Source organism: Streptomyces flavusporus (assembly GCF_046267975.1).
Lineage (GTDB): Bacteria > Actinomycetota > Actinomycetes > Streptomycetales > Streptomycetaceae > Streptomyces > Streptomyces flavusporus.
The window spans coordinates 1,594,031-1,617,801 of record NZ_CP176503.1 but is presented as its reverse complement, the minus strand read 5'-3'; the positions used below and the strand labels follow the sequence as shown (position 1 = coordinate 1,617,801).

22 protein-coding genes and 1 pseudogene are annotated in these 23,771 nt (G+C 72.4%); 15 read left to right on the top strand and 8 right to left on the bottom strand.

From position 1 onward, the window contains the following. Positions 1–15 precede the first annotated feature (15 nt). The 3 genes from ACKTSN_RS07925 to ACKTSN_RS07915 form a co-directional block, all read right to left on the bottom strand. Positions 16–474 (bottom strand): CBS domain-containing protein, encoded by a 459-nt coding sequence (locus ACKTSN_RS07925; RefSeq protein WP_409474770.1) that lies wholly within the window; start codon positions 472–474, stop codon positions 16–18. Beyond that, positions 474–857: a DUF2795 domain-containing protein gene (locus ACKTSN_RS07920; RefSeq protein ID WP_409468441.1), complete on the bottom strand. Its 384-nt coding sequence runs from the start codon at positions 855–857 to the stop codon at positions 474–476. The genes ACKTSN_RS07925 and ACKTSN_RS07920 overlap by 1 nt, the downstream gene beginning before the upstream one ends. Positions 858–937: 80 nt before the next feature. Continuing rightward, a complete protein-coding gene (locus tag ACKTSN_RS07915; RefSeq protein ID WP_409468440.1) occupies positions 938–2,731 on the bottom strand; it encodes a thiamine pyrophosphate-requiring protein in 1,794 nt (597 codons plus the stop codon). A gap of 272 nt (positions 2,732–3,003) precedes the next feature. On the opposite strand from ACKTSN_RS07915, the gene ACKTSN_RS07910 reads away from it, so the two are divergent. The 3 genes from ACKTSN_RS07910 to ACKTSN_RS07900 are packed head-to-tail and all read left to right on the top strand — an operon-like array spanning position 3,004 to position 6,319. After that, positions 3,004–3,960: a hypothetical protein gene (locus tag ACKTSN_RS07910; RefSeq protein ID WP_409468439.1), complete on the top strand. Its 957-nt coding sequence runs from the start codon at positions 3,004–3,006 to the stop codon at positions 3,958–3,960. Between the two features lie 56 nt (positions 3,961–4,016). Continuing rightward, entirely contained in the window at positions 4,017–5,264 is a 1,248-nt protein-coding gene (locus ACKTSN_RS07905) for an aminotransferase class I/II-fold pyridoxal phosphate-dependent enzyme (protein ID WP_409468438.1), read from the top strand. Beyond that, entirely contained in the window at positions 5,261–6,319 is a 1,059-nt protein-coding gene (locus tag ACKTSN_RS07900; protein ID WP_409468437.1) for an MBL fold metallo-hydrolase, read from the top strand. The genes ACKTSN_RS07905 and ACKTSN_RS07900 overlap by 4 nt, the downstream gene beginning before the upstream one ends. Positions 6,320–6,437: 118 nt before the next feature. Here the strand turns inward: ACKTSN_RS07900 and ACKTSN_RS07895 are convergent, their stop codons facing one another. Together ACKTSN_RS07895 and ACKTSN_RS07890 are read right to left on the bottom strand one after the other, a co-directional pair. Next, positions 6,438–7,058 (bottom strand): DedA family protein, encoded by a 621-nt coding sequence (locus tag ACKTSN_RS07895; protein WP_224736914.1) that lies wholly within the window; start codon positions 7,056–7,058, stop codon positions 6,438–6,440. Then, complete coding sequence (locus ACKTSN_RS07890; protein ID WP_409468436.1) at positions 7,055–7,828, bottom strand: MBL fold metallo-hydrolase; 774 nt, start codon at positions 7,826–7,828, stop codon at positions 7,055–7,057. Before ACKTSN_RS07890 ends, ACKTSN_RS07895 begins: the two co-directional genes overlap by 4 nt. Before the next feature lie 83 nt (positions 7,829–7,911). On the opposite strand from ACKTSN_RS07890, the gene ACKTSN_RS07885 reads away from it, so the two are divergent. The 7 genes from ACKTSN_RS07885 to dnaK all read left to right on the top strand — a co-directional run bounded on the left by ACKTSN_RS07885 (position 7,912) and on the right by dnaK (position 16,771). After that, on the top strand, positions 7,912–8,313 hold the full coding sequence (locus ACKTSN_RS07885; protein WP_224736916.1) for a hypothetical protein: 402 nt from the start codon (positions 7,912–7,914) through the stop codon (positions 8,311–8,313). A 94-nt stretch (positions 8,314–8,407) separates the two neighbouring features. Next, positions 8,408–10,507, top strand: coding sequence for a phage holin family protein (locus ACKTSN_RS07880; protein WP_409468435.1), 2,100 nt, complete (start codon positions 8,408–8,410; stop codon positions 10,505–10,507). 79 nt (positions 10,508–10,586) lie between these two features. After that, positions 10,587–11,648: an ATP-binding protein gene (locus tag ACKTSN_RS07875; RefSeq protein WP_409468434.1), complete on the top strand. Its 1,062-nt coding sequence runs from the start codon at positions 10,587–10,589 to the stop codon at positions 11,646–11,648. Continuing rightward, positions 11,645–13,447, top strand: a complete 1,803-nt coding sequence (locus tag ACKTSN_RS07870) for a vWA domain-containing protein (RefSeq protein WP_409468433.1) — start codon at positions 11,645–11,647, stop codon at positions 13,445–13,447. The genes ACKTSN_RS07875 and ACKTSN_RS07870 overlap by 4 nt, the downstream gene beginning before the upstream one ends. A 76-nt stretch (positions 13,448–13,523) precedes the next feature. Then, on the top strand, positions 13,524–13,949 hold the full coding sequence (locus tag ACKTSN_RS07865) for an OsmC family protein (RefSeq protein WP_409468432.1): 426 nt from the start codon (positions 13,524–13,526) through the stop codon (positions 13,947–13,949). A gap of 79 nt (positions 13,950–14,028) precedes the next feature. Next, positions 14,029–14,799: a glycerophosphodiester phosphodiesterase family protein gene (locus tag ACKTSN_RS07860; protein ID WP_409468431.1), complete on the top strand. Its 771-nt coding sequence runs from the start codon at positions 14,029–14,031 to the stop codon at positions 14,797–14,799. Positions 14,800–14,908: 109 nt separating this feature from the next. After that, entirely contained in the window at positions 14,909–16,771 is a 1,863-nt protein-coding gene (gene dnaK, locus ACKTSN_RS07855) for a molecular chaperone DnaK (protein WP_409468430.1), read from the top strand. A 12-nt stretch (positions 16,772–16,783) separates the two neighbouring features. Here the strand turns inward: dnaK and ACKTSN_RS07850 are convergent, their stop codons facing one another. Further along, positions 16,784–17,599, bottom strand: coding sequence for an SAM-dependent methyltransferase (locus tag ACKTSN_RS07850; protein ID WP_409468429.1), 816 nt, complete (start codon positions 17,597–17,599; stop codon positions 16,784–16,786). 73 nt (positions 17,600–17,672) lie between these two features. Then, the gene (locus ACKTSN_RS07845; RefSeq protein WP_409468428.1) at positions 17,673–18,539 is read right to left on the bottom strand and encodes a helix-turn-helix domain-containing protein; all 867 of its coding nucleotides are present in this window, start codon (positions 18,537–18,539) and stop codon (positions 17,673–17,675) included. A gap of 227 nt (positions 18,540–18,766) precedes the next feature. Between ACKTSN_RS07845 and ACKTSN_RS07840 the strand changes: the two genes are divergently transcribed. Next, the gene (locus ACKTSN_RS07840; protein ID WP_409468427.1) at positions 18,767–19,192 is read left to right on the top strand and encodes a hypothetical protein; all 426 of its coding nucleotides are present in this window, start codon (positions 18,767–18,769) and stop codon (positions 19,190–19,192) included. Here the strand turns inward: ACKTSN_RS07840 and ACKTSN_RS07835 are convergent. After that, positions 19,174–20,007 (bottom strand): helix-turn-helix domain-containing protein, encoded by an 834-nt coding sequence (locus ACKTSN_RS07835; RefSeq protein ID WP_409468426.1) that lies wholly within the window; start codon positions 20,005–20,007, stop codon positions 19,174–19,176. The two genes, ACKTSN_RS07840 and ACKTSN_RS07835, sit on opposite strands and share 19 nt — an antisense overlap. A 30-nt stretch (positions 20,008–20,037) precedes the next feature. Here ACKTSN_RS07835 and ACKTSN_RS07830 point away from each other — a divergent pair, with 30 nt between their 5' ends. From ACKTSN_RS07830 to ACKTSN_RS07815, 4 genes and pseudogenes are all read left to right on the top strand, one after another. After that, positions 20,038–21,144: an ADP-ribosylglycohydrolase family protein gene (locus ACKTSN_RS07830; RefSeq protein ID WP_409468425.1), complete on the top strand. Its 1,107-nt coding sequence runs from the start codon at positions 20,038–20,040 to the stop codon at positions 21,142–21,144. Positions 21,145–21,225: 81 nt separating this feature from the next. Continuing rightward, entirely contained in the window at positions 21,226–21,531 is a 306-nt protein-coding gene (locus ACKTSN_RS07825) for a 4a-hydroxytetrahydrobiopterin dehydratase (RefSeq protein WP_409468424.1), read from the top strand. Positions 21,532–21,538: 7 nt separating this feature from the next. Further along, positions 21,539–22,342 (top strand): class I SAM-dependent methyltransferase, encoded by an 804-nt coding sequence (locus tag ACKTSN_RS07820; protein WP_409468423.1) that lies wholly within the window; start codon positions 21,539–21,541, stop codon positions 22,340–22,342. Between the two features lie 39 nt (positions 22,343–22,381). Continuing rightward, a pseudogene (locus ACKTSN_RS07815) lies at positions 22,382–23,716 on the top strand (rhamnogalacturonan lyase); the annotation flags it as partial. Between the last annotated feature and the right edge of the window lie 55 nt (positions 23,717–23,771).

The window sequence follows — 23,771 nt, the reverse complement described above, 5'->3', positions numbered from 1 at the left end:
TTCACCGTCCTTTCGTCACACCGGTCCCCGGATGTCGGGAGCGGCCGGTTGGACGTCGTGGTCCGGTTCGGCCCGGCTGATGTCGGCGAGCGCGCTGTCCGGGGCCTGCGCGACCGCGAGGTCCCCGAGGCTCACCATTCCCACGGGGAGGCCGTTCTCGACGACCGGCAGCCTGCGTACGGCCTTCTCGCGCATCAGCGCGACCGCCGTCGACACCGGGTCCTGCGGCGACACCATGACCGGGTGCGGTGTGCACACCGACCGTGCGCTCACGGTCAGCGGATCGAGACCCTCGGCCACGGCACGTATCGTGATGTCACGGTCGGTGAGCATGCCGACCACCTGCTGTCCGTCGGCCACCACCACATCGCCGATGTCCTGGGCGCGCATCAGCTGCGCCGCCTCCACCACCGAGGCGTCCGGACGGACGGCGACCACGCCCGGCGTCATCACCTCCCGCACGAAATCGGCCATCATCGCGCCTCCTCCCGTCGCTCACCGCGCGTCAGGGCCTCCGCCAGCTCCTGGACGTTGCCGTAACGCGCCGAACGGGGCAGTCGCCGCAGCGGCTCGATCAGGGCGTCGGGCGTGTTCCGGCGGCGCAGGGCGCTCATCAGCTCGCCCGGTCCCGCGGGAAACGCGCTGCGGCCCAGAATGCGGCCCAGCTCCAGCCGGATCTCCGCAAGGGAGCCCGGCATGGCCGGTCCGCCCGCGATCCGGGGATCGTCCTCGGCCACGGGCTCGGGATCGTTCCACTCCTCCGTGCGGGTGGGGTGGCCCGACCTGAGCAGTCCCTGCAGTTCGTGCTTCATCTCGTCGTCCCGGTGGACGCTCAGCCGGTCACTGCCTCGCTGCATGTCGTGCTCCAGATATTCGGGGGTGCGCACCGCGTACCCGGAGGGCGGGCGGCGACACCGGCACGGCGCCGCACAACCGCCTACTTCTTCTGCCGGCCCGGCAGGAACTCCTGCACCTTCGCCTTGAGGCCCTGCTTGATCATGGAGCCGCGGTCTGCGTCGCCCTTCAGGATCGACGCGGCCGTCGCCTCCATCTGCTCCCATGTCGCGTGCGGCGGGATCGGCGGCACCGCCGGGTCCGTGAGGAACTCGATCACCGCGGGACCGTCGGCCTCCAGACCGGCCCGCCAGCCCGCCTCGACGTCCCCCGGCTTCTCCACGCGCACGCCGGTCAGGCCCAGGGAGCGGGCGAAGGCGGCGTACTGCACGTCCGGGATCTCCTGCGAGGGCAGGAAGGACGGGGCGCCCTCCATGGCCCGCATCTCCCACGTCACCTGGTTCAGGTCGTGGTTGTTCCAGACGCCGACCACCAGCCGCGGATCCTGCCAGCGGCCGAAGTACTTCGCCGCCGTGATCAGCTCGGCGAGCCCGTTCATCTGCATCGCCCCGTCCCCGACCAGCGCGATCGCCGGCCGGTCCGGATGGGCGAACTTCGCGCCGATCGCGTACGGCACGCCGCAGCCCATCGTCGCCAGCGTCCCGGAGAGCGAGGAACGCATGCCGGGCCGCATCGTCAGGTGCCGGGCGTACCAGTTCGCGGCCGACCCCGAGTCGGACGTGATGATCGCGTCGGCAGGCAGCAGCGGGTCCAGGGCGCTGGCCACGTACTCCGGGTTGATCGGATCGGCCGACAGCCCCGCCCGGCGCTCCATCACCTCGCGCCAGCGCGTCACGTTCGCGCACACCGTGTCGAACCACTCGCGCCCGCGCTCGCCGTCCAGCAGCGGGATGAGCCGCTGGAGGGTCTCCCTGGCGTCGCCGACGAGATTCACCTCGTACGGATAACGCATCCCGACCATGTGCGGATCGATGTCGATCTGCACCCCGCGCGCCTTGCCGAACTCCGGCATGAACTGTGTGTACGGGAACGAGGAGCCGATGGTCAGCAGCGTGTCGCAGTCCCGCATCAGCTCGTACGACGGACGGGTGCCCAGCAGACCGATCGAGCCGGTGACGTACGGCAGTTCGTCGCTGAGCACGTCCTTGCCGAGCAGCGCCTTGGCGACGCCCGCACCGAGCAGCTCGGCGATCCGCTCCACCTCCGCCTGCGCGCCCGCGGCGCCTTGGCCGACCAGGATCGCGACCTTGTCACCGGCGTTGAGGACGTCCGCGGCCCGGTGCAGGGACTCCTCGGAGGGAATCGCCGTCCACGCGCTGCGGTCCAGGCTGGAGGGCACCATCTTGAACTCGTGGGTGGGCGGCGAGTAGTCGAGCTCCTGCACGTCGCCGGGGATGATGACCGCGGTGGGGGAGCGGCGGGCGTACGCGGTGCGGATCGCCCGGTCCAGCACGTTCGGCAACTGCTCCGGAACCGTCACCGTCTCCAGGAAGTCGGAGGCGACGTCCTTGAACAGCGCGTGCAGGTCCACCTCCTGCTGATACGAGCCGCCCATCGCGCTGCGGTGCGTCTGGCCGACGATCGCCAGCACCGGAACATGGTCCAGCTTGGCGTCGTACAGACCGTTGAGCAGGTGGATCGCGCCTGGCCCCGAGGTCGCCGCGCACACTCCGAGACGGCCGCCGAACTTGGCGTAGCCGACCGCCTGGAACGCGGACATCTCCTCGTGCCGGGACTGGATGAACCGCGGCCGGTCGTCGGCGCGGCCCCAGGCGGCGAGCAGCCCGTTGATCCCGTCGCCGGGGTAGCCGAAGACGTGCTCCACACCCCACTCGCGCAGCCGCTGCAGGATGTGGTCGGAGACCTTGGTGCTCATGTGAGGCGTCCTTCCGGACGTAGGAAGCGAGTCGCGTAAGGGGGTGTCGGCAGAGTTGTCGGCATCCCTACGAGTCACCCCCCGCCCCTGTGGAAAACCTGCCGGGTGCTTGCCGACCGGGCCGGGGGCGGATCACCCACACGAGCGTTGACGTCCCGCCAATGGGGTCCCGCCGCGCGCGTCCCCTTTGACGGGAGGGCTGTGATGGCTGTGGGGGCGCGGCCCTCGTGCCCCCGTCGCCGTCGGTCCGATCGGTCCAAGGAGTCCGTCCCATGCGCCCAAGCAGCGCCCGTGTCCTGTCCGTCGCCATTCTGGCCGGGGCTGTGCTGGCCAGTGCCGTTCCCGTCGCCTCGGCGGATCCGGCTGCGGAGGTCAGACCCGCCGCCAGCCGACCGGGCGGCAGCGTCACCGTCTCCGTGTCCTGCGATCCCTTCGGAGGGAAGGCGCCCGCCACTGTGGTGGCGAAGTCCAAGGCGTTCCCCGGGGGGACCCTGAAACTGAGCCTGGTGCCCGGCAACGACAACGCACTGTCCGGGCCCGCATACCGGGGCACCGCCCGCATCCCGCCCGCCGCGAGCCTCCCGGCCCTCCCGCCCCCTGCTGGGTCGGCTGCTCCGCCTCCTGGTGGGTCGGCTGCTCCGCCTCCTGGTGGGTCGGCTGCTCCGCCTCCTGGTGGGTCGGCTGCTCCGCCTCCTGGTGGGTCGGCTGCTCCGCCTCCTGGTGGGTCGGCTGCTCCGCCTCCTGGTGGGTCGGCTGCTCCGCCCGCCGCCGATCCGGCTGCTCCGCCCGCCGCCGATCCGGCTGCTCCGCCCGCCGCCGATCCGGCTGCTCCGCCTCCTGGTGGGTCGGCTGCTCCGCCCGCCGCCGATCCGGCTGCCCCTCCTGCCGCCGGATCGGCACCCCCGCCCGCCGCCGCCCCGCCCGCCGCTGGAACGGAATCCGCCTGGACCGTCGAGGGCACCTGTCCGGCGGCGCCCGGTGCGAAGGGCAAACCGTTCAAGGCGACGTTCATCGTGGCCCGTCCGGAGGACGGCGGCATCGGCCCACGCTGCACCGTGCCCCGCGAATCCTGTAAGCCTCCGGTGATCCAGCACGGGGTGAAGGCCGGCGAGGGAGGGGACTTCGGCGTGTCCGTGCCCGCGCTCGTGACCGGCGGTCTGCTGATCGCGGGGGCGCTCGGCGCGGCCGTGTACCGACTGTGGCGCAGGGACTCGTCGGCGGACGCCTGAGACCGGGGCGGGCTGGGTACGCAGAGCGCGAGAGACGACCGGCACGGGAGGTATGCATGCGGCGGACGGACCCGGAAGGCCACGGACCCGTCCGCTACGGGCCGCCCCTCCCCGACGACGGGCTGCCCGTGCTGCCGGAGCTGTCCGCCGTGCTCGCCGCGGCCGCGGGCCGGGCCGGGAGCGAGCCGGTCGGCGGGGGATCCGCTCTTCTGGACGCGGCGTGCGGCTACTGGGAGCGGCGTGGACTGGCCGTCGCCCCCGAGCATGCCGTGGCCGCTCCCGGCGCACCCGCCCTGCTGCTCGCGCTGACCGCCGCGATCGGCGGCGACGTCCTGGTGCCCCGGCCCTGCGCTGCGTGGTGGGCGCCGTACGCACGCCTGCTGGGCAGACCCGCCTTCCACGTGGCGACGCCGGCCGAGTGCGGCGGGGTGCCCGATCCTTACGCGCTGCTGGAGACCGTGCGCCGGGTGCGTACCGAGGGCGGCGATCCGCGGCTGCTCGTGCTGTCCGTCGCCGACGACCCGACGGCGACGGTGGCACCGCCGGAGGTGCTGCACGAGACCCTCGAGGCCGCGGCCGGTGAGGGACTGCACCTGGTCAGCGACGAGACCTGGCGCGACACGCTGCACGCGCGGCACGACACCGTGCTGTTCAGCCCCGCCGAGATGCTGCCCGACCGGGTCACCGTCGTCAGTGACCTGGCCGGTGCGCTGTTGCCGCCGGGCTGGCCTGCCGCCGTCGCCCGCTTCCCCGCGGGCGAGGCCGGGGAGGAGCTGCACGCGCGCGTACTGGATGTGCTGACCGCGCTCGACGCGCGGGTCGCGGGCCCGGTGGCTGCCGCGGCCGGGTACGCCCTGGGCGAACCCGAGCCGGTCAGCGCCCGGGCGGCCGCCGTCGTACGCCTGCACGCGCGCGTGGCGCAGGCCGCGCACCACACCGTCGTCGCGGCGGGCGCCCTCGCCCGGCCGCCGCAGGCGGGCCGTCATCTCTACGTCGATCTGGGCCCGTTGCGGTCCGCGCTCACCCCGCACGGTGTGGGCGACGCGCAGGAACTGGAGGACTTCCTCACCGCCCGGCTCGGCATGCCCGCTCCGGGCGGCCACCGCTTCGGCGACGAGCTCGGCGCGCTGCGCGTCCGGCTGTCCACCGGCCCGCTGTTGGGCGGCACGGACGCAGAGCGCGCGGAATGCCTCGATTCACCCGAGCCGTTGGAACTGCCACACGTGCGACGCGCGTTGATCGGCTTGAGGTCGGTCTTCGACGATCTCCGCGACGACGCTCAGCGACGGGAGCCTCCTCGATGACGCCACAGTCCGAGTCGACCACGAGCACCCAGGAATCCGACGATCCGGCGGCCACGTCACCCTTCGCGCCCCCTGTTCCGCCGCTCGCCGAACCCCGTCCGCTCGCCGAGCGGCGGGTCTGGCCGCGGACCTTCCACGACCGGCTGACTGCCCCGCTGCCCGGCATCAAGGCCCTCGCCCGGTTCGCCCGCGAGGGCGCCGTACGCCCCGGCCGCGAGGGCCTCGCCGACATCCCCCGCCTGCCCTTCGAACCCGCCCCGCTGCCCCGCGTGGACGCCCGCACCGTCGCCGTCACCTGGGCGGGACACGCCAGTTGGGTGCTGCGCATCGGCGGGCTCACCGTGCTGACCGACCCGGTGTGGTCCCGCCGCATCCTCGGCACTCCCGCCCGCATCACACCCGTCGGGGTCGACTGGAACGAGCTGCCGCGCGTCGACGCGGTCGTCATCAGCCACAACCACTACGACCACCTGGACGCCCCCACCCTGCGCCGGCTCCCGCGCGACACCCCCGTGTTCGCACCGGCCGGGCTCGGCCGCTGGTTCCACCGCCGCCGGTTCACCTGTGTCACCGAGCTGGACTGGTGGGAGGCGGCCGAACTCGACGGCGTCCGCTTCGACTTCGTGCCCGCCCACCACTGGTCCAAGCGGACCCTGACGGACGCCTGCCGCACCCTGTGGGGCGGCTGGGTACTGACCGCTCCCGACGGCCGCCGCCTCTACTTCGCCGGTGACACCGGCTACGGCCACTGGTTCACCCGGATCGGCCGACGCTACCCGGGCATCGACCTCGCCCTGATGCCGATCGGCGCGTACAACCCCCGCTGGTGGCTCAGCGACGTCCACTGCGACCCGGAGGAGGCGGTACGGGCGGTACAGGACCTCGGCGCGCAGTGCATGGCTCCCATGCACTGGGCCACGTTCGTGCTGTCGGCGGAGCCGGTCCTGGAACCGCTGACACGCGTGCGTGCGGCGTGGGAGAAGGCGGGCCTGGCACGGGAGGACCTGTGGGACCTGCCGGTTGGTGGGTCACGGGTGCTGGACGGCGCCCAATGAGAGGCGCGAGGACATGCCGGTAAGGGGCGCGGGGCTGAGTCGATATGCGGCTCCGCCGCGTGGGCGCGACCAGCCACGGACAACCCGCAGCCGCGATACGGCATCGCTACCCGAGTTCTCAGGCGCCGGCCTTCCGCAGTCGGCGCCAGCCACTCGGCACCGCACTGATGACCAGCGTCAGCGCCACCGCCGCGACCACACCCTCCCACGGCTCCGGAAACAACGACCCACCGAGAATCCCGATCAGCTGATACGTCACAGCCCAGGCCAGACAGGCCGGCAGATTGCCGCGGGCGAACCGGCGCATCGACCACTTCGCCAGCAGGCAGGCCAGCATCACCGGCAGCCGGCCCGCCGGCACCAGCCGGGACAGCACGAGCACCGCCACCCCGTGTGCGGCGAGCTTCTCCTGGGCCTGGGCCAGCCGTTCCTCCGGCGCCCGCGCCCGGATCGCCTCCAGCCAGCGCGAGCCGTTCCTCGACCCCATGCCGCGCCGCCCCAGCCAGTACAGCGTGGCATCACCGAGGAACGCGGCCAGCGAAGCCGTCACGAACACCAGCGCCAGCGAGAACGGTGCCGTCTGATGGAAAGCGACCACCGCCGCCGAACTCACCAGCGCCCCGGTCGGCACCACCGGCACCAGCGCACCGATCAGCACCAGCAGGAACAGCGTCGGATAGCCGATCGCCTGCTGGGTGGATTCCGGCGGCACCGTGGAGGAGGCCGCGAGCCAGTTCACCGGGCGACCTCCAGGCGCACGCTCTCGCCGTGCCGGAGCGCGTGCACCGCGACCTGCGGAGCACGCTGGGCCGCGAGCCGCACGAAGTCGTCGCCGGGCGCGTGGAACTCATGGGGGCGTACGGCGTCCATGCCGATCGGCCAGTACGTGCCGTAGTGCACCGGCACGGCACTGCGTGGCGCCAGCCGGGCCAGCGCCTCGGCCGCCCGCCCCGCGTCGAGATGTCCGTCCCCCAGGTACGGCCCCCAGCCGCCGACCGGCAGCAGCGCCACGTCGACCGGCCCGACCTCCTTCGCCATCGTGTCGAACAGCCCGGTGTCCCCGGCGAAGTAGGTCCGGGCCTCGCCCTCGATGACGTAGCCGAGGGCGGGGGAGCGGTGCGGGCCCACCGGCAGCCGCCGTCCGTCGTGCTGCGCGGGCACGGCCCGTATGACGAGGCCGCCCACCCGGGTCTCGTCCCCGGGGGCCACCTCGGTCAGCTGCAGATGGGTGAGCCGGCGCAGACCCGGCACGGACCGGGGTGCGCCCCGGGGCACGACCAGGCGCGTGCCCGGCGCGAGCCGCGCCAGCGACGGCACGTGCAGGTGGTCGGCGTGCAGATGCGAGACCAGTGCCACGTCGGTGCGCCAGGCGTCCGCCGGGGGCAGCGCACCGCGGCGGCGGCGCAGATGCGCGAGCCGGCGGGCGAACAGAGGGTCGGTGAGCACACGTACGCCCGAGTCCGCGACCGTGCAGGTGGCGTGACCCCACCACGTGACCTCCACCGGCACCTCTTCGCCTCCTTCGCGCGACTCCCCGAAGCCTACGGGCAGGAGTAGGGTCTGCGGCGAAACCCGGAGGTGAGGGGGACGCCATGGGAGAACTGCGGGTCACGGCCATCGCCAGTCTGACGCCGCTGCAGGAGCTGGACGCGGACCCCTTCCTGGTGGACTCCCGCAGCCAGCACGCCATGTGCGCGCGCTGGGCCGCCGAGCGGGGGTACGTCGTCGCCCGGCAGCTGCTGGTCCGTGGGCTGCGCCCCGACCACTGCGCCCTGTGGGACGGAGTGCGGCCCGGATGCGACCTGTTCGTGGCGCCCAGCCGCCGGGTACTGGAGAGCGCGCTGTCGTCCGTCGACGAGTTCACCGCGGAGTGCGCGCGGCGCGGGGTGCGGGTCGAGACGGTGGGCCGCGCCGAACCGTCGTACGACGCGCAGATGAAGGCCCGCGTCCATCGGCGGCTGTCGATGCCGACGGCCGGGTACGACGGGCGCTGACGGATTGTGCGGCGCTGGGGGACGAACGGGGTCTGCCAGGCGTTGTGACAATCTGGACGCAGGTCCGCTCCGGCGGCGGGCCGGGACGTGAGGTGTGCGGGGCGTGCGTGGAGGGCGTTGGCGGCGGGCCGTCAGCCAGATCGGGCGGAGCGTCGCGGTGTGGGCCGTCAGCACGGTCACGATGCTGGTACTCGCCGGGATCCTGCCCGACTTCCAGCTGCAGAGCGCGGACGGCGACAGCGCCACCACCATCGCCGTGACCGCTGCCTTGGCGGCCGGCGCCTTCGGTCTGCTGTCCGCGGTGGTCTGGCCGCTGCTGGTGCGGCTGCTGCTGCTCGTGCCCGCGCTCGTCCTCGGGCTGCTGGTGTTCTTCCTCAACGGTGCGCTGCTGCTGGTCGCGCTGCGCCTCAATCCCGCCGAGCGCGGCGCCGTCGACCCGGAGACGGCGGTCGTGGTGGCCGCCGCGATGTCCGCCGTCGCCTCCGCCACCGGCGGTGCCCTCGCCGTGCGCGACGACGACGCCTACCGGCGCCGGCTCTACCGCCTTTCCGACCGCCGCCCGCACGCCCTGCCGCCCGGCCCCGTCAGCCCCGGCACCGTTTTCGTGCAGTTCGACGGCGTAGGCCACGACGTGCTGACGAGCGCCGTCGACAAGGGGCTGATGCCGACCGTCGCCCACTGGCTCGGCAACGGCTCGGGCGGCGCCGCCGAGACCGAACCCACCCACCGGCTCACCCTGTGGCGCACCGACTGGTCCAGCCAGACCGGCGCCAGCCAGCTCGGCATCCTGCACGGCAGCAGCTTCGACATCCCCGCGTTCCGCTGGTACGAGAAGGACCGTCAGGAGGTGATGGTCAGCAACCGGCCGGCCAGCGCGGCAGAACTCCAGCGCCGCGCGATCGAGCGCACCGGTGACGGAGGACTGCTCTCCGCCGACGGCGCCAGCCGCGGCAACCTCTTCAGCGGCGGCGCCGATCAGCAGGCCCTCGTGCTGTCCATCGCCGCCCGGCGGCGCAGCCGGGAGAACCGCTCCCGGGCGGGCTACTTCGCCTACTTCTCCGACCCGGCGAACGCCGTCCGCACCGCCCTGTCGTTCATCGCCGAGGTCGGTCGCGAGATCGGCCAGTCCACCCGGGCCCGGCTGTGCAAGGTCCGCCCCCGGGTCGCCCGCGGTGGCCTCTACCCGTTCGTCCGCGCCTTCGCGACCGTCGTCGAACGGGACGTCGTCGTCGCCGCGGTGATGGGTGACATGCTCGCCGGCCGCACCGCCGTCTACGCCGACCTGGTGGCGTACGACGAGGTGGCGCACCACTCCGGGCCGATGAGCCGGGACGCCGAGAAGGTGCTCGCCCGCCTGGACCGGGCGCTCGCGCTGATGGAGAAGGTCGCCGAGCACGCGCCGCGGCCGTACCGGATCGTCGTCCTGTCCGATCACGGCCAGAGCCCCGGCGAGACCTTCCGCTCCCGCTACGGCCTCACCCTCGGCGACCTGGTGCGGGCCGGCTGCGGGCTGCCCGTGCCGCGCAGGGCGGGGCGCACCCGCAGCGGCGCGGAGGCGCGCGCGGCCGTGCGGGCGGCGCTGCACCGGCCCGTGGAGGAGGAGCACGAGCAGCGCCGCCCGGCGCGCGGCTCGGAGCCGATCGTGCTGGCCTCCGGCAACCTCGGCCTGGTCTCCTTCCCGGACGTGCACCACCGGATGACCAAGGAGGAGATCGACGCCCGGCACCCCGCGCTGCTGCCGACCCTCGCCAACCATCCCGGCATCGGCTTCCTGCTCGTACGCAGCGAGGAGCACGGCGGAGTCGTGCTCGGGGCGTACGGCGCGGAGATCCCGGTGGACCAGCTGGACGACGACCACTCCGGGCCGCTCGCCCCCTTCGGACCCGGCGCCGCCGACGCCGTCCGCCGGACGCACTCCTTCCCGCACGCCGCCGACATCATGGTCAACTCCTTTCACGACCCGGCCGACGGCGAGGTCCTCGCCTTCGAGGAGCAGATCGGCTCGCACGGCGGCCTCGGCGGCGCCCAGGCCAAGCCGTTCCTGCTGTCGCCGTACGCCTTCTCCGCGCCGGTCGACGACGGGGAGGAACTCGTCGGCGCCGAGCACGTCCACCGCGTCCTGCGCCGCTGGCTGGGCGAGACGGCCGGCCCGCAGGTACCGATCGAGGCGGAGCCGGAGGAGCGGGCCGCCTGAAAATCGGCTGCGCCTTCGGATGCGTACGCACACACTGGTCGCATTCCGTCCTTTTCAACACCCTCAAGGAGTTGCTGCGTTGCAGGCAGCCGTCACCGTCACTCCCGCCCGTGTACCGGAACTGCTCCTGGGTCTCGCGACCGTGCGGCCGGTCTTCCTCTGGGGCGCCCCCGGTATCGGAAAGTCCTCCCTGGTCAGGGAGTTCGCCGAGTCGCTGGGTCTGGAGTGCGTGAGCCTGCTGGGTACGCAGCTCGCGCCCGAGGACCTGATCGGCGTGCCGCAGATCCGCGACGGGCGCTCGGTGTTCTGCCCGCCGGAGGCGATCGCCCGTGACGAGCCGTACTGCCTGTTCCTGGACGAGCTGAACGCGGCGACCCCGGATGTGCAGAAGGCGTTCTACTCGCTGATCTTGGACCGCCGGATCGGCAGCTACGAACTGCCGAAGGGGTCCATCTTCATCGGCGCCGGAAACCGCGCCACCGACAACGCGCTCGCCCGCCCGATCGCCTCCGCCCTCGTCAACCGCCTCACCCACGTGCACCTGGAGGCCTCGCCGAAGGACTGGCTGACCTGGGCCGCGAACAACGGCATCCACCCCTGGATCCTGGACCACCTCACCGACCGGCCCGACCACCTGTGGTCCAAGCCGCCGAAGACCGAGGAACCGTTCTCCACGCCCCGCTCCTGGCACATGCTCTCCGACGCGCTGCACTCCTTCGGCGCGGGGCTCGACGAGGAGACCCTGAAGGCCATCGCGCGCGGCACGCTGACGCCCGCGCACGCGACCGCCTTCTGCGGCTACGTCAAGATCGTACGCAGCCGGTACGGCATCGAGGTGATCATCAAGGGCGACGCACGCTGGCCGCACCGCCTGGAGGACCGGGACCTGCTGTACTACCTCGCCGAGTCGTTCCGGGGACGTCTCGTCAAGGAACTGCCGGCGAGCAAGGAGCACATGTCGGCGCACGGACGGGAGACCGCCTACCGCGCCAAGTCCCTGCTCGTGCAGCTCGCCGAAATCTCCGTCGAGGTCGCCCAGAGCGTCATCGCCTCCGACGCCGACGGCAACCCCGTCCTGCCCGCCTGGTTCCTCATCGAGGCCGCCCGGGACATGCCGCGGCTGGTGGAGGCGCGACGATGAGCCGTACCCGCGCGAAGGGGCAGAAGAAGCGGGACGTGGCGGGGGAGGCGTTCGCGGAGGGCATGCGGCTGGTCCTCGCCAACCCCGCCCTGAAAGCCGTCGACTTCAACACCTGCCGGCGCGAGGACTGCACACTGGCGCCCAAGGACGGTCTCATCCGCGTCGACTCCGACGGCGTCCTGCACTCCCACCCCGATCGGCTCGCCGACGGCCGCGACTGGGCCTGGGCGCTCGCGCACGCCGTCATCCACCTCGGCTTCGGCCATGTCCCGGCGGCGAAGAGGGTGCGCGAGCAGCCCGACCGCTACGACCTCGCCGCCCGCTGTGCCGTCGTCAACCGCTTCCTCCTCACCTTCCCGGTCGGCCGGACGCCCGAGGAGCTGCCCGCCTCCTACCCCGACGGGGACGAGGAGCAGCTCGCCGCGCGCTGGCGGCGCGACGGCATCCCGGCCGCGTACGAGCGCTGCGGCTCCGCGGGAGGGGAGGCCGACCAGCTGCTCGTCGACTGGGGGACCTGGCTCGGGCCGCCGCCCCCGGACTGGCAGCTCGCGTTCGCGGACGCCCTGACCCGCACCATGTCCGCGGCCCTCGACCTGGCGGGCGGCCGCCGCGACACCATGGACGGCAAGCTCGCCCCGCAGCGCCCCTGGGAGAAGGCGCTGAGCTGGTTCATCTCCTCCTATCCGCTGCTCGGCGGCATCGCCGCCGGCATCCAGCTGGTCGCCGACGCCGAACTCGCCCGCGCCCACGGCATCTCGATCGCCGCCGTGAACGCCGAGGCCGGCGAGATCTACGTCAACCCGCTCAGGCAGTTCGAGGACGAGGAGTGGCGGTTCGTCCTCGCCCACGAGATGCTGCACGCCGCCCTGCGGCACGGCGACCGCTGCGGCACCCGCGACCCGTACCTGTTCAACATCGCCGCCGACTACGTCATCAACGGCTGGTTGTGCGAGATGCAGGTCGGCACCATGCCGGAGGGGCTGCTGCACGACCCGGACCTGAAGGGCCTGTCGGCGGAGGAGGTGTACGACCGGATCGCGGGCGACCTGCGCCGGATGCGCCGGCTGTCGACCCTGCGCGGCAAGGGCGTGGGCGACATCCTCGGCGGACCGCTCGGCAGCCCGCGCGACTACGTCGACCTGGACGAGTTCTACCGCCGCGGCCTCTGCCAGGGCCTCGACCTGCACCAGCAGCAGGAGCGCGGCTTCCTGCCCGGCGGCCTGGTCGAGGAGATCCGCGCGCTCAGCCAGCCGCCGCTGCCCTGGGACGCGCAGCTCGCCCGCTGGTTCGACGAGTTCGTGCCCCGCCCCGAGCCCGTACGGTCGTACGCCCGTCCCTCGCGCCGCCAGGCATCCACCCCCGACATTCCCCGCGCCGGCCGGTACTTCCCGCCCGAGGAGATCGCCCGCTGCACCTTCGGCGTCGTCCTGGACACCTCCGGATCGATGGACCGCACGCTGCTCGGCAAGGCGCTGGGCGCGATCGCCTCGTACGCCGAGGCCCGGGACGTGCCGGCCGCCCGCGTCGTGTTCTGCGACGCGGCCCCGCACGACGCGGGCTACCTTCCGGTCACCGACATCGCGGGGAAGGTACGGGTGCACGGCCGCGGTGGTACGGTCCTGCAGCCCGGGATCGATCTGCTGCACCGCGCGGACGACTTCCCGCCGACCGCGCCGGTCCTGGTGATCACGGACGGCTGGTGCGATGTGCTGCGGGTGCGCCGGGAGCACGCGTACCTCGTTCCCCAGGGCGCCCGCCTGCCCTTCACCCCCCGGGGACCGGTGTTCCGCGTGAGGTGAGTCGGAAATGTGATCAGATGGTGCCTGAGAACCCCGGAGACGGGGTTCGCATCGAGAACATGCGAAAGGAAGAACCGTGGCAACCACGCGCTCCGCACACACCGTCTGGGAAGGCAACCTGCTCGAGGGCAACGGCGTAGTCACCTTCGACTCCTCCGGCATCGGCCAGCAGCCGGTGTCGTGGCCGTCGCGCGCCGAGCAGGCGAACGGCAAGACCAGCCCCGAGGAGCTGATCGCCGCCGCCCACTCCAGCTGCTTCTCCATGGCCCTGTCGTACGGCCTGACCGGCGCAGGGACCCCGCCCACCAAGATCATCACCTCGGCCGACGTGACCTTCCAGCCTGGTGAGGGCATCACCGGTATCCACCTCACCGTCGAGGGCACGGTCCCCGGCCTGGACAACGACGCGTTCGTCGCCGCAGCCGAGGACGCCAAGGCCAACTGCCCGGTCAGCCAGGCCCTGACGGGCACGACCATCACGCTCACCGCGAAGCTCGCCTAGGAACCTAGCCGCGGAACTCCGGCACGGGCCGCCCCCCAGGGGGCGGCCCGCGCCCCGCTCGTCGTCCGGGAGTTGACCCATGACGCCACGCCCCGCCGTCTCGGCCCACCGGGGCGGCTCCGAACAGTTCGGCGCCGCCACCTGGGAGGCGTACGAGGACGCGCTGCGGTCGGGCGCGGAGTACGTCGAGTTCGACATCCGGCGTACCGCCGACGGTGTCTTCGTCGTCCACCATGATTCGCGCGTGCGGCTGGGCGGGCCGCTGCTGTCCCTGATCACCCACGCCGAGCTGACCGAACGCGCCGGCTACCCCGTGCCCGTCGTGGACGACGTCATGGAGCTGATCGCCGGCCGGCTCGTCGGGCACCTGGACCTGAAGGAGACCGGCCATGAGCGCGAGCTGATCGACCGGGCGATCGCCCTGCTCGGCACGGACGGGTTCGTGGCCACCACGCTGGAGGACCGTTCCATCGCCGCGATCAAGCACGCGTTCCCCCGGGTGCGGACGGCCCTGTCGCTGGGGCGCGGCCGCAAGGAGGTGGCCGCGGGGCGGCTGGCGGCGACCCGGGCGAGCGAACTGTTCCCCCTGCGGCGGGTGCGGGCCTGCGGGGCGGACGGGGTCGCCGTGCACCAGCGGCTCGCCCGCGCCAACGTGCTGCGCGAGGCCGCCCGGCACCGTCTGTTCAGCATGGTCTGGACGGTCAACGACGACGCCGGACTGCGGACCTTCCTGACCGATGAGCGGGTGGACGTACTGATCACCGACCGGCCGCGGCGCGCCGTGGCCCTGCGCGACGGGGCGCGCGCCGCGGAGCCGGTTGCACCGGCCGGGAGGCCCCGCGCCGACTGACCGGCCCCTGCCCGGGTATGTGCCTGAATGACCAAGAGGCCCCATTGACAAGAGCCCACTCAAGTTTTGTGCTGGACACCGAGAGGCTCCCTGGCGGAAGGGGACAGCGATGGCACGCGCGGTCGGTATCGATCTCGGAACCACGAACTCGGTGGTGGCCGTCCTGGAGGGCGGCGAACCCACCGTCGTCGCCAATGCGGAAGGGGCCAGGACCACACCGTCGGTCGTGGCCTTCGCCAAGAACGGCGAGGTGCTCGTGGGCGAGGTCGCCAAACGGCAGGCCGTGACGAACGTCGAGCGCACCGCGCGCTCCGTCAAGCGCCACATGGGCGATGCGAACTGGCGGTTCCCGGAACAGGGCTCCGTGGACGGCACCCGCTACCGCGCCCAGGAGCTGTCGGCGCGAGTCCTGCAGAAGCTGAAGCGGGACGCCGAGGCCTATCTCGGCGAGGACGTCACCGACGCGGTGATCACCGTGCCCGCCTACTTCGACGACGCCCAGCGGCAGGCGACCAAGGAGGCCGGGGAGATCGCGGGCCTGAAGGTGCTGCGGATCATCAACGAGCCGACCGCCGCCGCCCTCGCCTACGGCCTCGACCGCGGCGAGGAGCAGACCGTCCTCGTCTTCGACCTCGGCGGCGGCACCTTCGACGTCTCCCTGCTGGAGATCGGCGACGGCGTGATCGAGGTCAAGGCCACCAACGGCGACACCCACCTCGGCGGCGACGACTGGGACCAGCGGATCGTCGAACACCTCGTCAAACGCTTCAAGGGGCAGTACGGCATCGACCTGTCCAACGACAAGATGGCCCTCCAGCGGCTCCGCGAGGGCGCCGAGAAGGCCAAGATCGAACTGTCCAGCTCCTCGGAGACGTCGATCAACCTGCCGTACATCACCGCCTCCGCGGAGGGACCGCTCCACCTGGAGGAGAAGCTCACCCGGGCCCAGTTCCAGGAGCTCACCGCCGACCTCCTCGACCGCTGCAAGACCCCCTTCCACCAGGCGGTCAAGGACGCCGGTATCAAGCTCGCCGCGGTGGACCACGTCATCCTGGTCGGCGGCTCCACCCGCATGCCCGCCGTCACCGACCTGGTCAAGCAGCTCACCGGCAAGGACCCGCACAAGGGCGTCAACCCCGACGAGGTCGTGGCCATCGGTGCCACCCTCCAGGCCGGCGTCATCCGCGGCGACGTCAAGGACGTGCTGCTCCTCGATGTCACCCCGCTGTCCCTGGGCATCGAGACCAAGGGCGGCATCATGACGAAGCTGATCGAGCGCAACACCACGATCCCGACCCGGCGTTCGGAGATCTTCACCACCGCCACCGACAACCAGCCCTCGGTCGGCATCCAGGTCTACCAGGGCGAACGCGAGATCGCCGCGTACAACAAGAAGCTCGGCACCTTCGACCTCACCGGCCTGCCGCCCGCCCCGCGCGGCGTCCCGCAGATCGAGGTCGCCTTCGACATCGACGCCAACGGGATCATGCACGTCTCCGCGAAGGACCTGGCGACCGGCCGCGAGCAGAAGATGACCGTCACCGGCGGCTCGGCGCTGCCCAAGGACGACATCGACCGCATGATGCGGGAGGCCGAGCAGTACGCCGAGGAGGACCGCAAGCGCCGGGAGGCCGCCGAGACCCGCAACCAGGCCGAGCAGCTCGTCTACCAGACCGAGAAGTTCCTCCGCGAGAACGAGGAACGGCTGCCGGCCGACACCAGGTCGGAGGTGGAGCCGGCCGTCACCGAGCTCAAGCAGCTGCTCGAACGCAACGCCGAGACGAACGAGCTGCGCACCGGCGTCGAGAAACTCGCCACCGTGAGCCAGAAGATGGGCCAGGCCATGTACGCGCAGGCCCAGCAGACCCCGACGGAGCCGAGCGAGCCGCGCACCGCACCCCAGGACGAGGAAGGAGTGGTCGACGCGGAGATCGTGGACGACGAGAAGGACTCCAAGGGCCCAGCGGCCTGAGGCCCCTCACCGTCAGGGCTTGCGGGCGACGCCCGCGTACACCGGCACGATGCCCTCGGCCTGGGAGGCCACGTCCTCCGCCTCCGGGCGCCACCCGTGGACGGGGATGACTCCGGGGCCGAGCAGTTCCAGCCCGTCGAAGAAGCGGGCGAACTCCGCGAGCGACCGGGGGAAGAACGGGGTGCCGCTGCGCCGGAAGTGGTCGGCCGCCTTCCCGATGGCCTCCGGGCTGAGGTCCGGGGTGACCTGGGACAGGATCAGGTGGCTGCCGGGGGCGAGGGCGGCGACGTACTTCGCGAGCAGCCCGTACACGTCGTCACCGTCGGGGTCGTCGCTCAGGTAGTGGGTGAGCGCGACCAGCGACAGCGCGACCGGCCGGTCGAAGTCCAGCGTCTCGCCCGCCTTCCGCAGCACGCCGTCCAGGTCGCGGACGTCGGCGTGCACATAGTGCGTGGCGCCCTCGGCGGAGCCGTGCAGCAGCGCCTGAGCGTGCCGCAGCACGATCGGGTCGTTGTCGGCGTACACGACCCGGGACTCCGGCGCGACGCCCTGGGCCACCTGGTGCAGGTTCGGCTCGGTGGGGATGCCGGTGCCGATGTCCAGGAACTGGCGGATCCCGGCCTCGGCGGCGGTGCGCACCGCCCGGTGCATGAAACGCCGGTTGGCGCGCGCCCCGCGCAGCACCGTCTCGTCCGCGGCGAGGATCTTCCGGGCCAGCTCCTCGTCCACCGGGTAGTTGTCCTTGCCGCCCAGCCACCAGTCGTACACCCGGGCCGGATGCGGCCGGCTGGTGTCGATGCGGGTGGGCGCGGCGTCGGATCCGGTCATGCGGTGTGGTCTCCTCGGTCTTCGGCGCGGCAGGAACTACGGCGGGCATTACGGCGGCCAGGGGCCAGGGGCGCTAGAAGTCCCCGCGGCGCTCCTGGAGGATCTTCTTGGTGCGCTGTGCCGACGCGGCGTGCGCCGTCATGTGGTCCAGCACCTCCAGATGCGCGGAGACCTCAGTGCGGGAGTCGAGGTAGAGCGCGCCGGTGAGGTACTCGGTGAACACCATGTCCGGCAGTTCCGGCTCGGTGAAGCGGAACAGCGAGAAGGGCGCGTACGTCCCCGGATGCGGGCCCTTGCCGAACTCCGCGACCTGCAGGGTGACCCGGTCGCTCTCGGTGGCCTCCAGCAGCCGGTCCAGCTGGGCGCGCATGACCCCGGGGCGGGTGCTCACCGGTCGCCGCAGGACCGTTTCGTCCATGATCACCCACAGGTGCGGCGGGTCCGCGCGGCACAGCAGCTCCTGCCGGGCCATCCGCAGCGACACATGCCGTTCGATCGTCTGCGGTCCGCCCGCCTGCCCGATCGTCCCGGCCTCCAGTACGGCACGTGCGTAGTCCTCGGTCTGCAGCAGCCCGGGTACGAAGTGCGGCTCGTAGGAGCGGATCATCCCGGCGGCGCCCTCCAGGCTGACGAACAGGCTGAACCAGTCCGGCAGCACATCGTGGAACCGCTGCCACCAGCCCGGCCGGTTCGCCTCCTCGGCCAGCGCGACGAACGCGGCCACCTCGTCCTCGGGGACACCGTAGGCGGGCAGCAGGATCTGCAGGTACGGGATCCTGAGCGCGACCTCGGCCGTCTCCATGCGCCGTACGGTCGCCGGGGCCACACGCAGCACACGGGCGGCCTCCTCGCGCTTGAGGCCGGCTGCCTCCCGGAGCTCCTGCAGCCGTCTTCCGAGCACCACCTGGCCGACGGTGGGCGCGGCTCGCCGCTCACTCACGCCACGCCTCCCCTACGCGCCGAAAGTCTGCGTGCAGTCTGCCATGTTCCGCTTCCGGTCTCACAGGGCCGGCGGTGAGGCAGGCACCGGCGCCCGTCATTACCTCGGGAGTAATCGACCGGTCCGTCCCCGCGCGCCATCGTGGTCGTACCGGGTTCCGGGCCGGCGCGCTCCGGTCCGGAACCCGGGCCCAGGTGCAACTCGACCTCGACGGAGGGTGATCCGCCATGTCCGCAACCCAGCTCGCCGCTCTCGCCCGCACCACCGAGCCGCAGACCATGCTGCGTCGCTTCCTGGCCCTGGACGCGGTGGTCACCGGGGCGAACGGCGTCGCCTATCTCGTCGCGTCCGGTCCGCTCGGCGACTTCCTCGGCGTCACCTCCGGACTCCTGCTGGTCCTCGGCGTGTTCCTCACGGCGTACGCGGCCGCCGTCGGACTGCTCGCCGCCCGGCAGCGGCCGCCGGCGCTCCCCGTGCGGGCGGTGATCGAGACCAACCTCGCCTGGACGGTGCTGAGTTTCCTCGCCCTGGCCCTCTGGCTCACGCCGAGCACGGCGGGCGCGGTCTGGACGGTGCTCCAGGCGCTCACCGTGGCCGGGTTCGCGGCGCTGCAGCACCTCGCGCTGAGGGGACGTCAGGGGAGCAGTGACTGAAGGTACTTGACCGTCGCCGGGTCGGCCGGGAGCAGCGTCTCGACGGCCAGCTCGGCGACGGTCACGTCCAGGGGCGTGTTGAACGTGGAGATCGACGAGATGAAGGACAGCGTCCGGCCCGCGTGCTCGATCTGCATCGGCAGCGCGAAGTACGGGACCGGCTCGGCCGGTTCGGCGCCCGTCGCCGACTCGGGCACCGGATACGCGGCCACCTCCTCGTACAGCTCCCGCAGCGGCGCGGAGCGCTGCAGGGCGATCTGCCGCTCCATCTGGATGAGCAGATGGCCGCGCCACTCACGGAAGTTGCGGATGCGCGGCGCCAGTCCCTCGGGGTGCAGCGTCAGCCGCATCGCGTTCAGCGGCTGCGTCAGCAGGGCCTCGGGGATGCCGTCCAGCAGCATGGTGATGCCCCGGTTGGCGGCCACCACGTTGTACGTGGCGTCCACCACCAGTGCCGGATACGGCTCGTAGCCCTGGATCAGCCGCTCCATGCCCTCACGCAGGGCGGCGAGCGCCGGGTCGTCCAGGGGCGTGTGCGGGTAGCGCGGGGCGTAACCGGCCGCCAGCAGCAGAGCGTTGCGCTCCCGCACCGGCACGTCCAGGTGCTCGGCCAGCCGCAGCACCATCTCCTCGCTGGGCCGGGAGCGGCCCGTCTCGATGAAGCTGATGTGCCGGGCGGAGGAGCCGGCCTGCAGCGCCAGCTCCAGTTGGCTGACCCGCCGCTGCTCGCGCCAGGCCCGCAGCAGCGGACCGACACCGCCCTGGCCGACGGGGGTGGTGGCGGGCGCGGCGTCGCCGGACGGGACAATCGTCATGTGTACGACCGTAGTAGAGGAGCACGTGGAATGAACGAGCCGTGGGTGTCGTCCCTGGAGGGCGAGGCCGTGTACCGCGCCCGAGTCCGTGGCTGTCTGCTCGGCGGGGCCCTCGGTGACGCCCTCGGCTACCCGATCGAGTTCAGCTCGCTCGACCGGATCCGCGCGGCCCACGGCGAGCGCGGAGTGACAGGGCTCGTCTTCCACGGCGACAGCACGGTGGCCCGCATCAGTGACGACACGCAGATGACCCTCTTCACCACAGAGGCGATCATCCAGGCCCATCAGCGCGAGCGGCTGAAGGGCATCGGCGGCGGGTGGGCCCTCCTGGTGCGCTGGGCCTACGAGCGATGGCTGGAGACCCAGAACAAGCCCGGCCCGGAGCAGGCCGCCCCGCCGCAGAGCGGCGCCCCCGAGGGCGGCCTGATCAGCCAGGCCTGGCTGTACGCCCGCCGTGCCCCCGGCAACGCCTGCCTGTCCGGGGCCGCCCAGATGTACGCCCCCGACCCGTTGCTCGCCCTCGACGGCAAGCCCGGGCAGGTCAACCCCGAATCCAAAGGCTGCGGCGCGGTGATGCGCTCGGCCCCCTTCGGCCTCGCGAACCCCGCCGACGCGGCCTTCGCCATGGCCGCCCGCGCCGCCCAGATCACCCACGGTCACCCCACCGGTTACTACGCGGCGGGCGCGCTGGCCGCGATCGTGGCGTACGTCGTCGCGGGTGACTCTCTGGAAGGCGCGGTACTGCGCACGCTGCGGCTGCTGCAACGCCACCCCGGCCACGAGGAGACCTCGGCCGCGCTCACCGAGGCCGTCGACCTGGCCGAGGAGGGCTCGCCGACCGCGGAGAAGGTCGAGTCCCTGGGCGCCGGCTGGGTCGCCGAGGAGGCTCTCGCCATCGGCGTCTACTGCGCGCTCGTCACGCCCTCCGTGAAGGATGCGCTGCTGCTTTCCGTCAACCACTCCGGCGACAGTGACTCGACCGGCTCCCTCTGCGGCAACATCCTCGGCGCCCGGCACGGCGACGTCGGGCTGCCGCACACATGGGTCGAGCGGGTCGAGGGACGGGACCGGATCGCCGCGCTGGCGGACGACCTGGCGGCCGAATGCGCCCCTTCCGACCCCAGCAAGCCCTTCTGACCAGGGCCGCAGCCGTCCGTCTGTGGCACGCTGAACAGGTACGCGACACCGCACGCGACCCCGAGGAAAGGGAGCGACCTCATGCCCGTCGAACCGCTGTCGCAGCAGGAGATCGAGAACCGCATCGCCGAACTGCCGGGCTGGTCGGCCGACGGTGACCGCCTCACCCGCTCCTACCGGCTCGGCTCGCACTTCGCCGCGACGGCCATGGTCGTGCACATCGCCCAGGTCCAGGAGGAGCTGGACCACCACTCCGACCTCACCCTCGGCTACAACACCGTGTCCGTCTCCGTGAACACGCACAGCGTGGGCGGCAAGGTGACCGAGCTGGACTTCCAGCTCGTCCGGCGCGTGGCGGACCTGGCCCCGGCGCACGGCGCGAGCTGAGTCCACGGTGCTGGACTACAGCGAGGAGGCGGAACGGTACGACGCCTCCCGCGGCGGCGAACCCCGGGCGGCGGCCGCGGCGGAGGGCGTGCTGAGCCTGGTACCGCAGGATGCGCGCAGCCTGCTCGACGTCGCCTGCGGCACCGGCATCGTGACGCGGCGGCTCGCGTCCGGCCGGGACGGGATGCGGGTGACCGGCGTCGACCTCACCTACGCGATGGCCCGGCAGGCCACTGCCCGCCTGCCCGGCGCCGTCGTCCTCGCCGACAGCCGCCGACTGCCCTTCCGGGACGGGGAGTTCGACGCCGTGAGCAGCGTGTGGCTGCTCCACCTGCTGCCGCGTCCGGCGGACGTCGGGGCCGTCGTCGCGGAGTGCGCGCGGGTGCTGCGGCCCGGCGGTGTGTATGTCACGACGGTCGACAAGGCCGCCTCGCACAACGTGGGCAGTGACATCGATGCCGTCCTCGCCTCCCGGCCCCGCCGCCGCGCCGTCGACGAGGCGTCGGCCGTCGAGTCGTACGCCGTCGAACACGGCCTGCATCCCGCCGGGCAGACCCGTTTCCCGGGGCGCGGTCAGGGCCGCAGCCCACGCCGAACCGTCGCGGACCTGCGCCGCGGCTGGTTCGTCACGCTGCCGCCGGGCCACCCGCTCGCCGACGGCTTCGCCGCCCGCCTGGGGGCCCTGCCCGACCAGGACCGGCCCCGCCCCGACCCCTGGTTCACCCTCCGGGCGTTCCGCAAACCGCCGGTCGCGTGCATCACCCGGAAAGCCGGGACGTACGGCAACCCCTCGGCCCCCGGCGGCGACTGAGTGACGGAACCCGTCCGTCCTCCCGGGAGGTTCGTCCCCGTGAAGCACCCGCACAGGCATGCGCACAAGCACCGCAGACGCCGTAGCGCCGTCCTCGCAGCCGCGGCCACCGCGGCCACCCTGGTCGGCGCCGGAGTGATCGTCCTCGACCCGGACTCAGCCGAGGCGGCCACCGCCCGCCAGGTGGAGAAGCTCGACCGGGGTGTGGTCAGCGTCCACACCGGCAGCGGCAACCTGGTCAGCTGGCGCTGGCTCGGCACCGACGCCGACAACGTCTCCTTCAACGTGTACCGGGCCGGTACAAAGGTCAACTCGTCGCCGATCACCGGCTCCACCAGCTTCTTCCACTCCGGCGCCCCGTCCCACGCCGACTACACCGTCCGCGCGGTCGTGAACGGCGTCGAGCAGGGCGACTCCGTCCACGCGATCCAGTTCCGCAGCGGCTACAAGGACGTCTCGCTCTCCCCGCCGGCCGGCGGTACCACCCCCGACGGCGTCGCCTACACCTACGAGGCCAACGACGCCTCCGTCGCCGACCTCGACGGTGACGGCGCCCTCGACTTCGTCCTCAAGTGGCAGCCCACCAACGCCAAGGACAACTCCCAGTCCGGCTACACCGGCAACACCGTCGTCGACGGCATCAAGCTCGACGGCACCCGACTGTGGCGCATCGACCTGGGCCGCAACATCCGCTCGGGCGCGCACTACACGCAGTTCCAGGCGTACGACTACGACGGCGACGGCAAGGCCGAGGTCGCCATGAAGACCTCCGACGGCACGGTCGACGGGACGGGCAAGGTCATCGGCAGTTCGTCGGCCGACCACCGCAACTCCTCCGGCTACGTCCTGTCCGGGCCGGAGTACCTGACCATGTTCAACGGCCAGACCGGCGCGGCGATGCAGTCCGTCGACTACGTCCCGGCCCGCAGCACGGTCTCGTCGTGGGGCGACTCCTACGGCAACCGCGTCGACCGCTTCCTCGCCGGCACGGCCTACCTGGACGGCGCCCGCCCCTCGCTGATCATGGCGCGCGGCTACTACACCCGCACGGTGATCGCCGCCTGGGACTGGCGCAACGGAGCCTTCACGCGCCGCTGGACCTTCGACACCAACGCCTCCACCAACGCGGGCAAGGGCTACGACGGCCAGGGCAACCACAGCCTGTCCGTCGCCGACGTGGACGCCGACGGCAAGGACGAGATCGTCTACGGCGCGATGACCGTGGACGACAACGGCTGGGGCCTGTGGACGACGAAGCTCGGCCACGGCGACGCGGGCCACGTCGGCGACCTCAACCCGGCGCGTTCGGGCCTGGAGTACTTCAAGGTGTCCGAGGACGCCTCCAAGCCCGGCTCCTGGATGGCCGACGCCCGCATCGAGAAGGCTTGCCCACCTTCGGCCAGATCGCCGGACGCTCCAACGCCCCTGA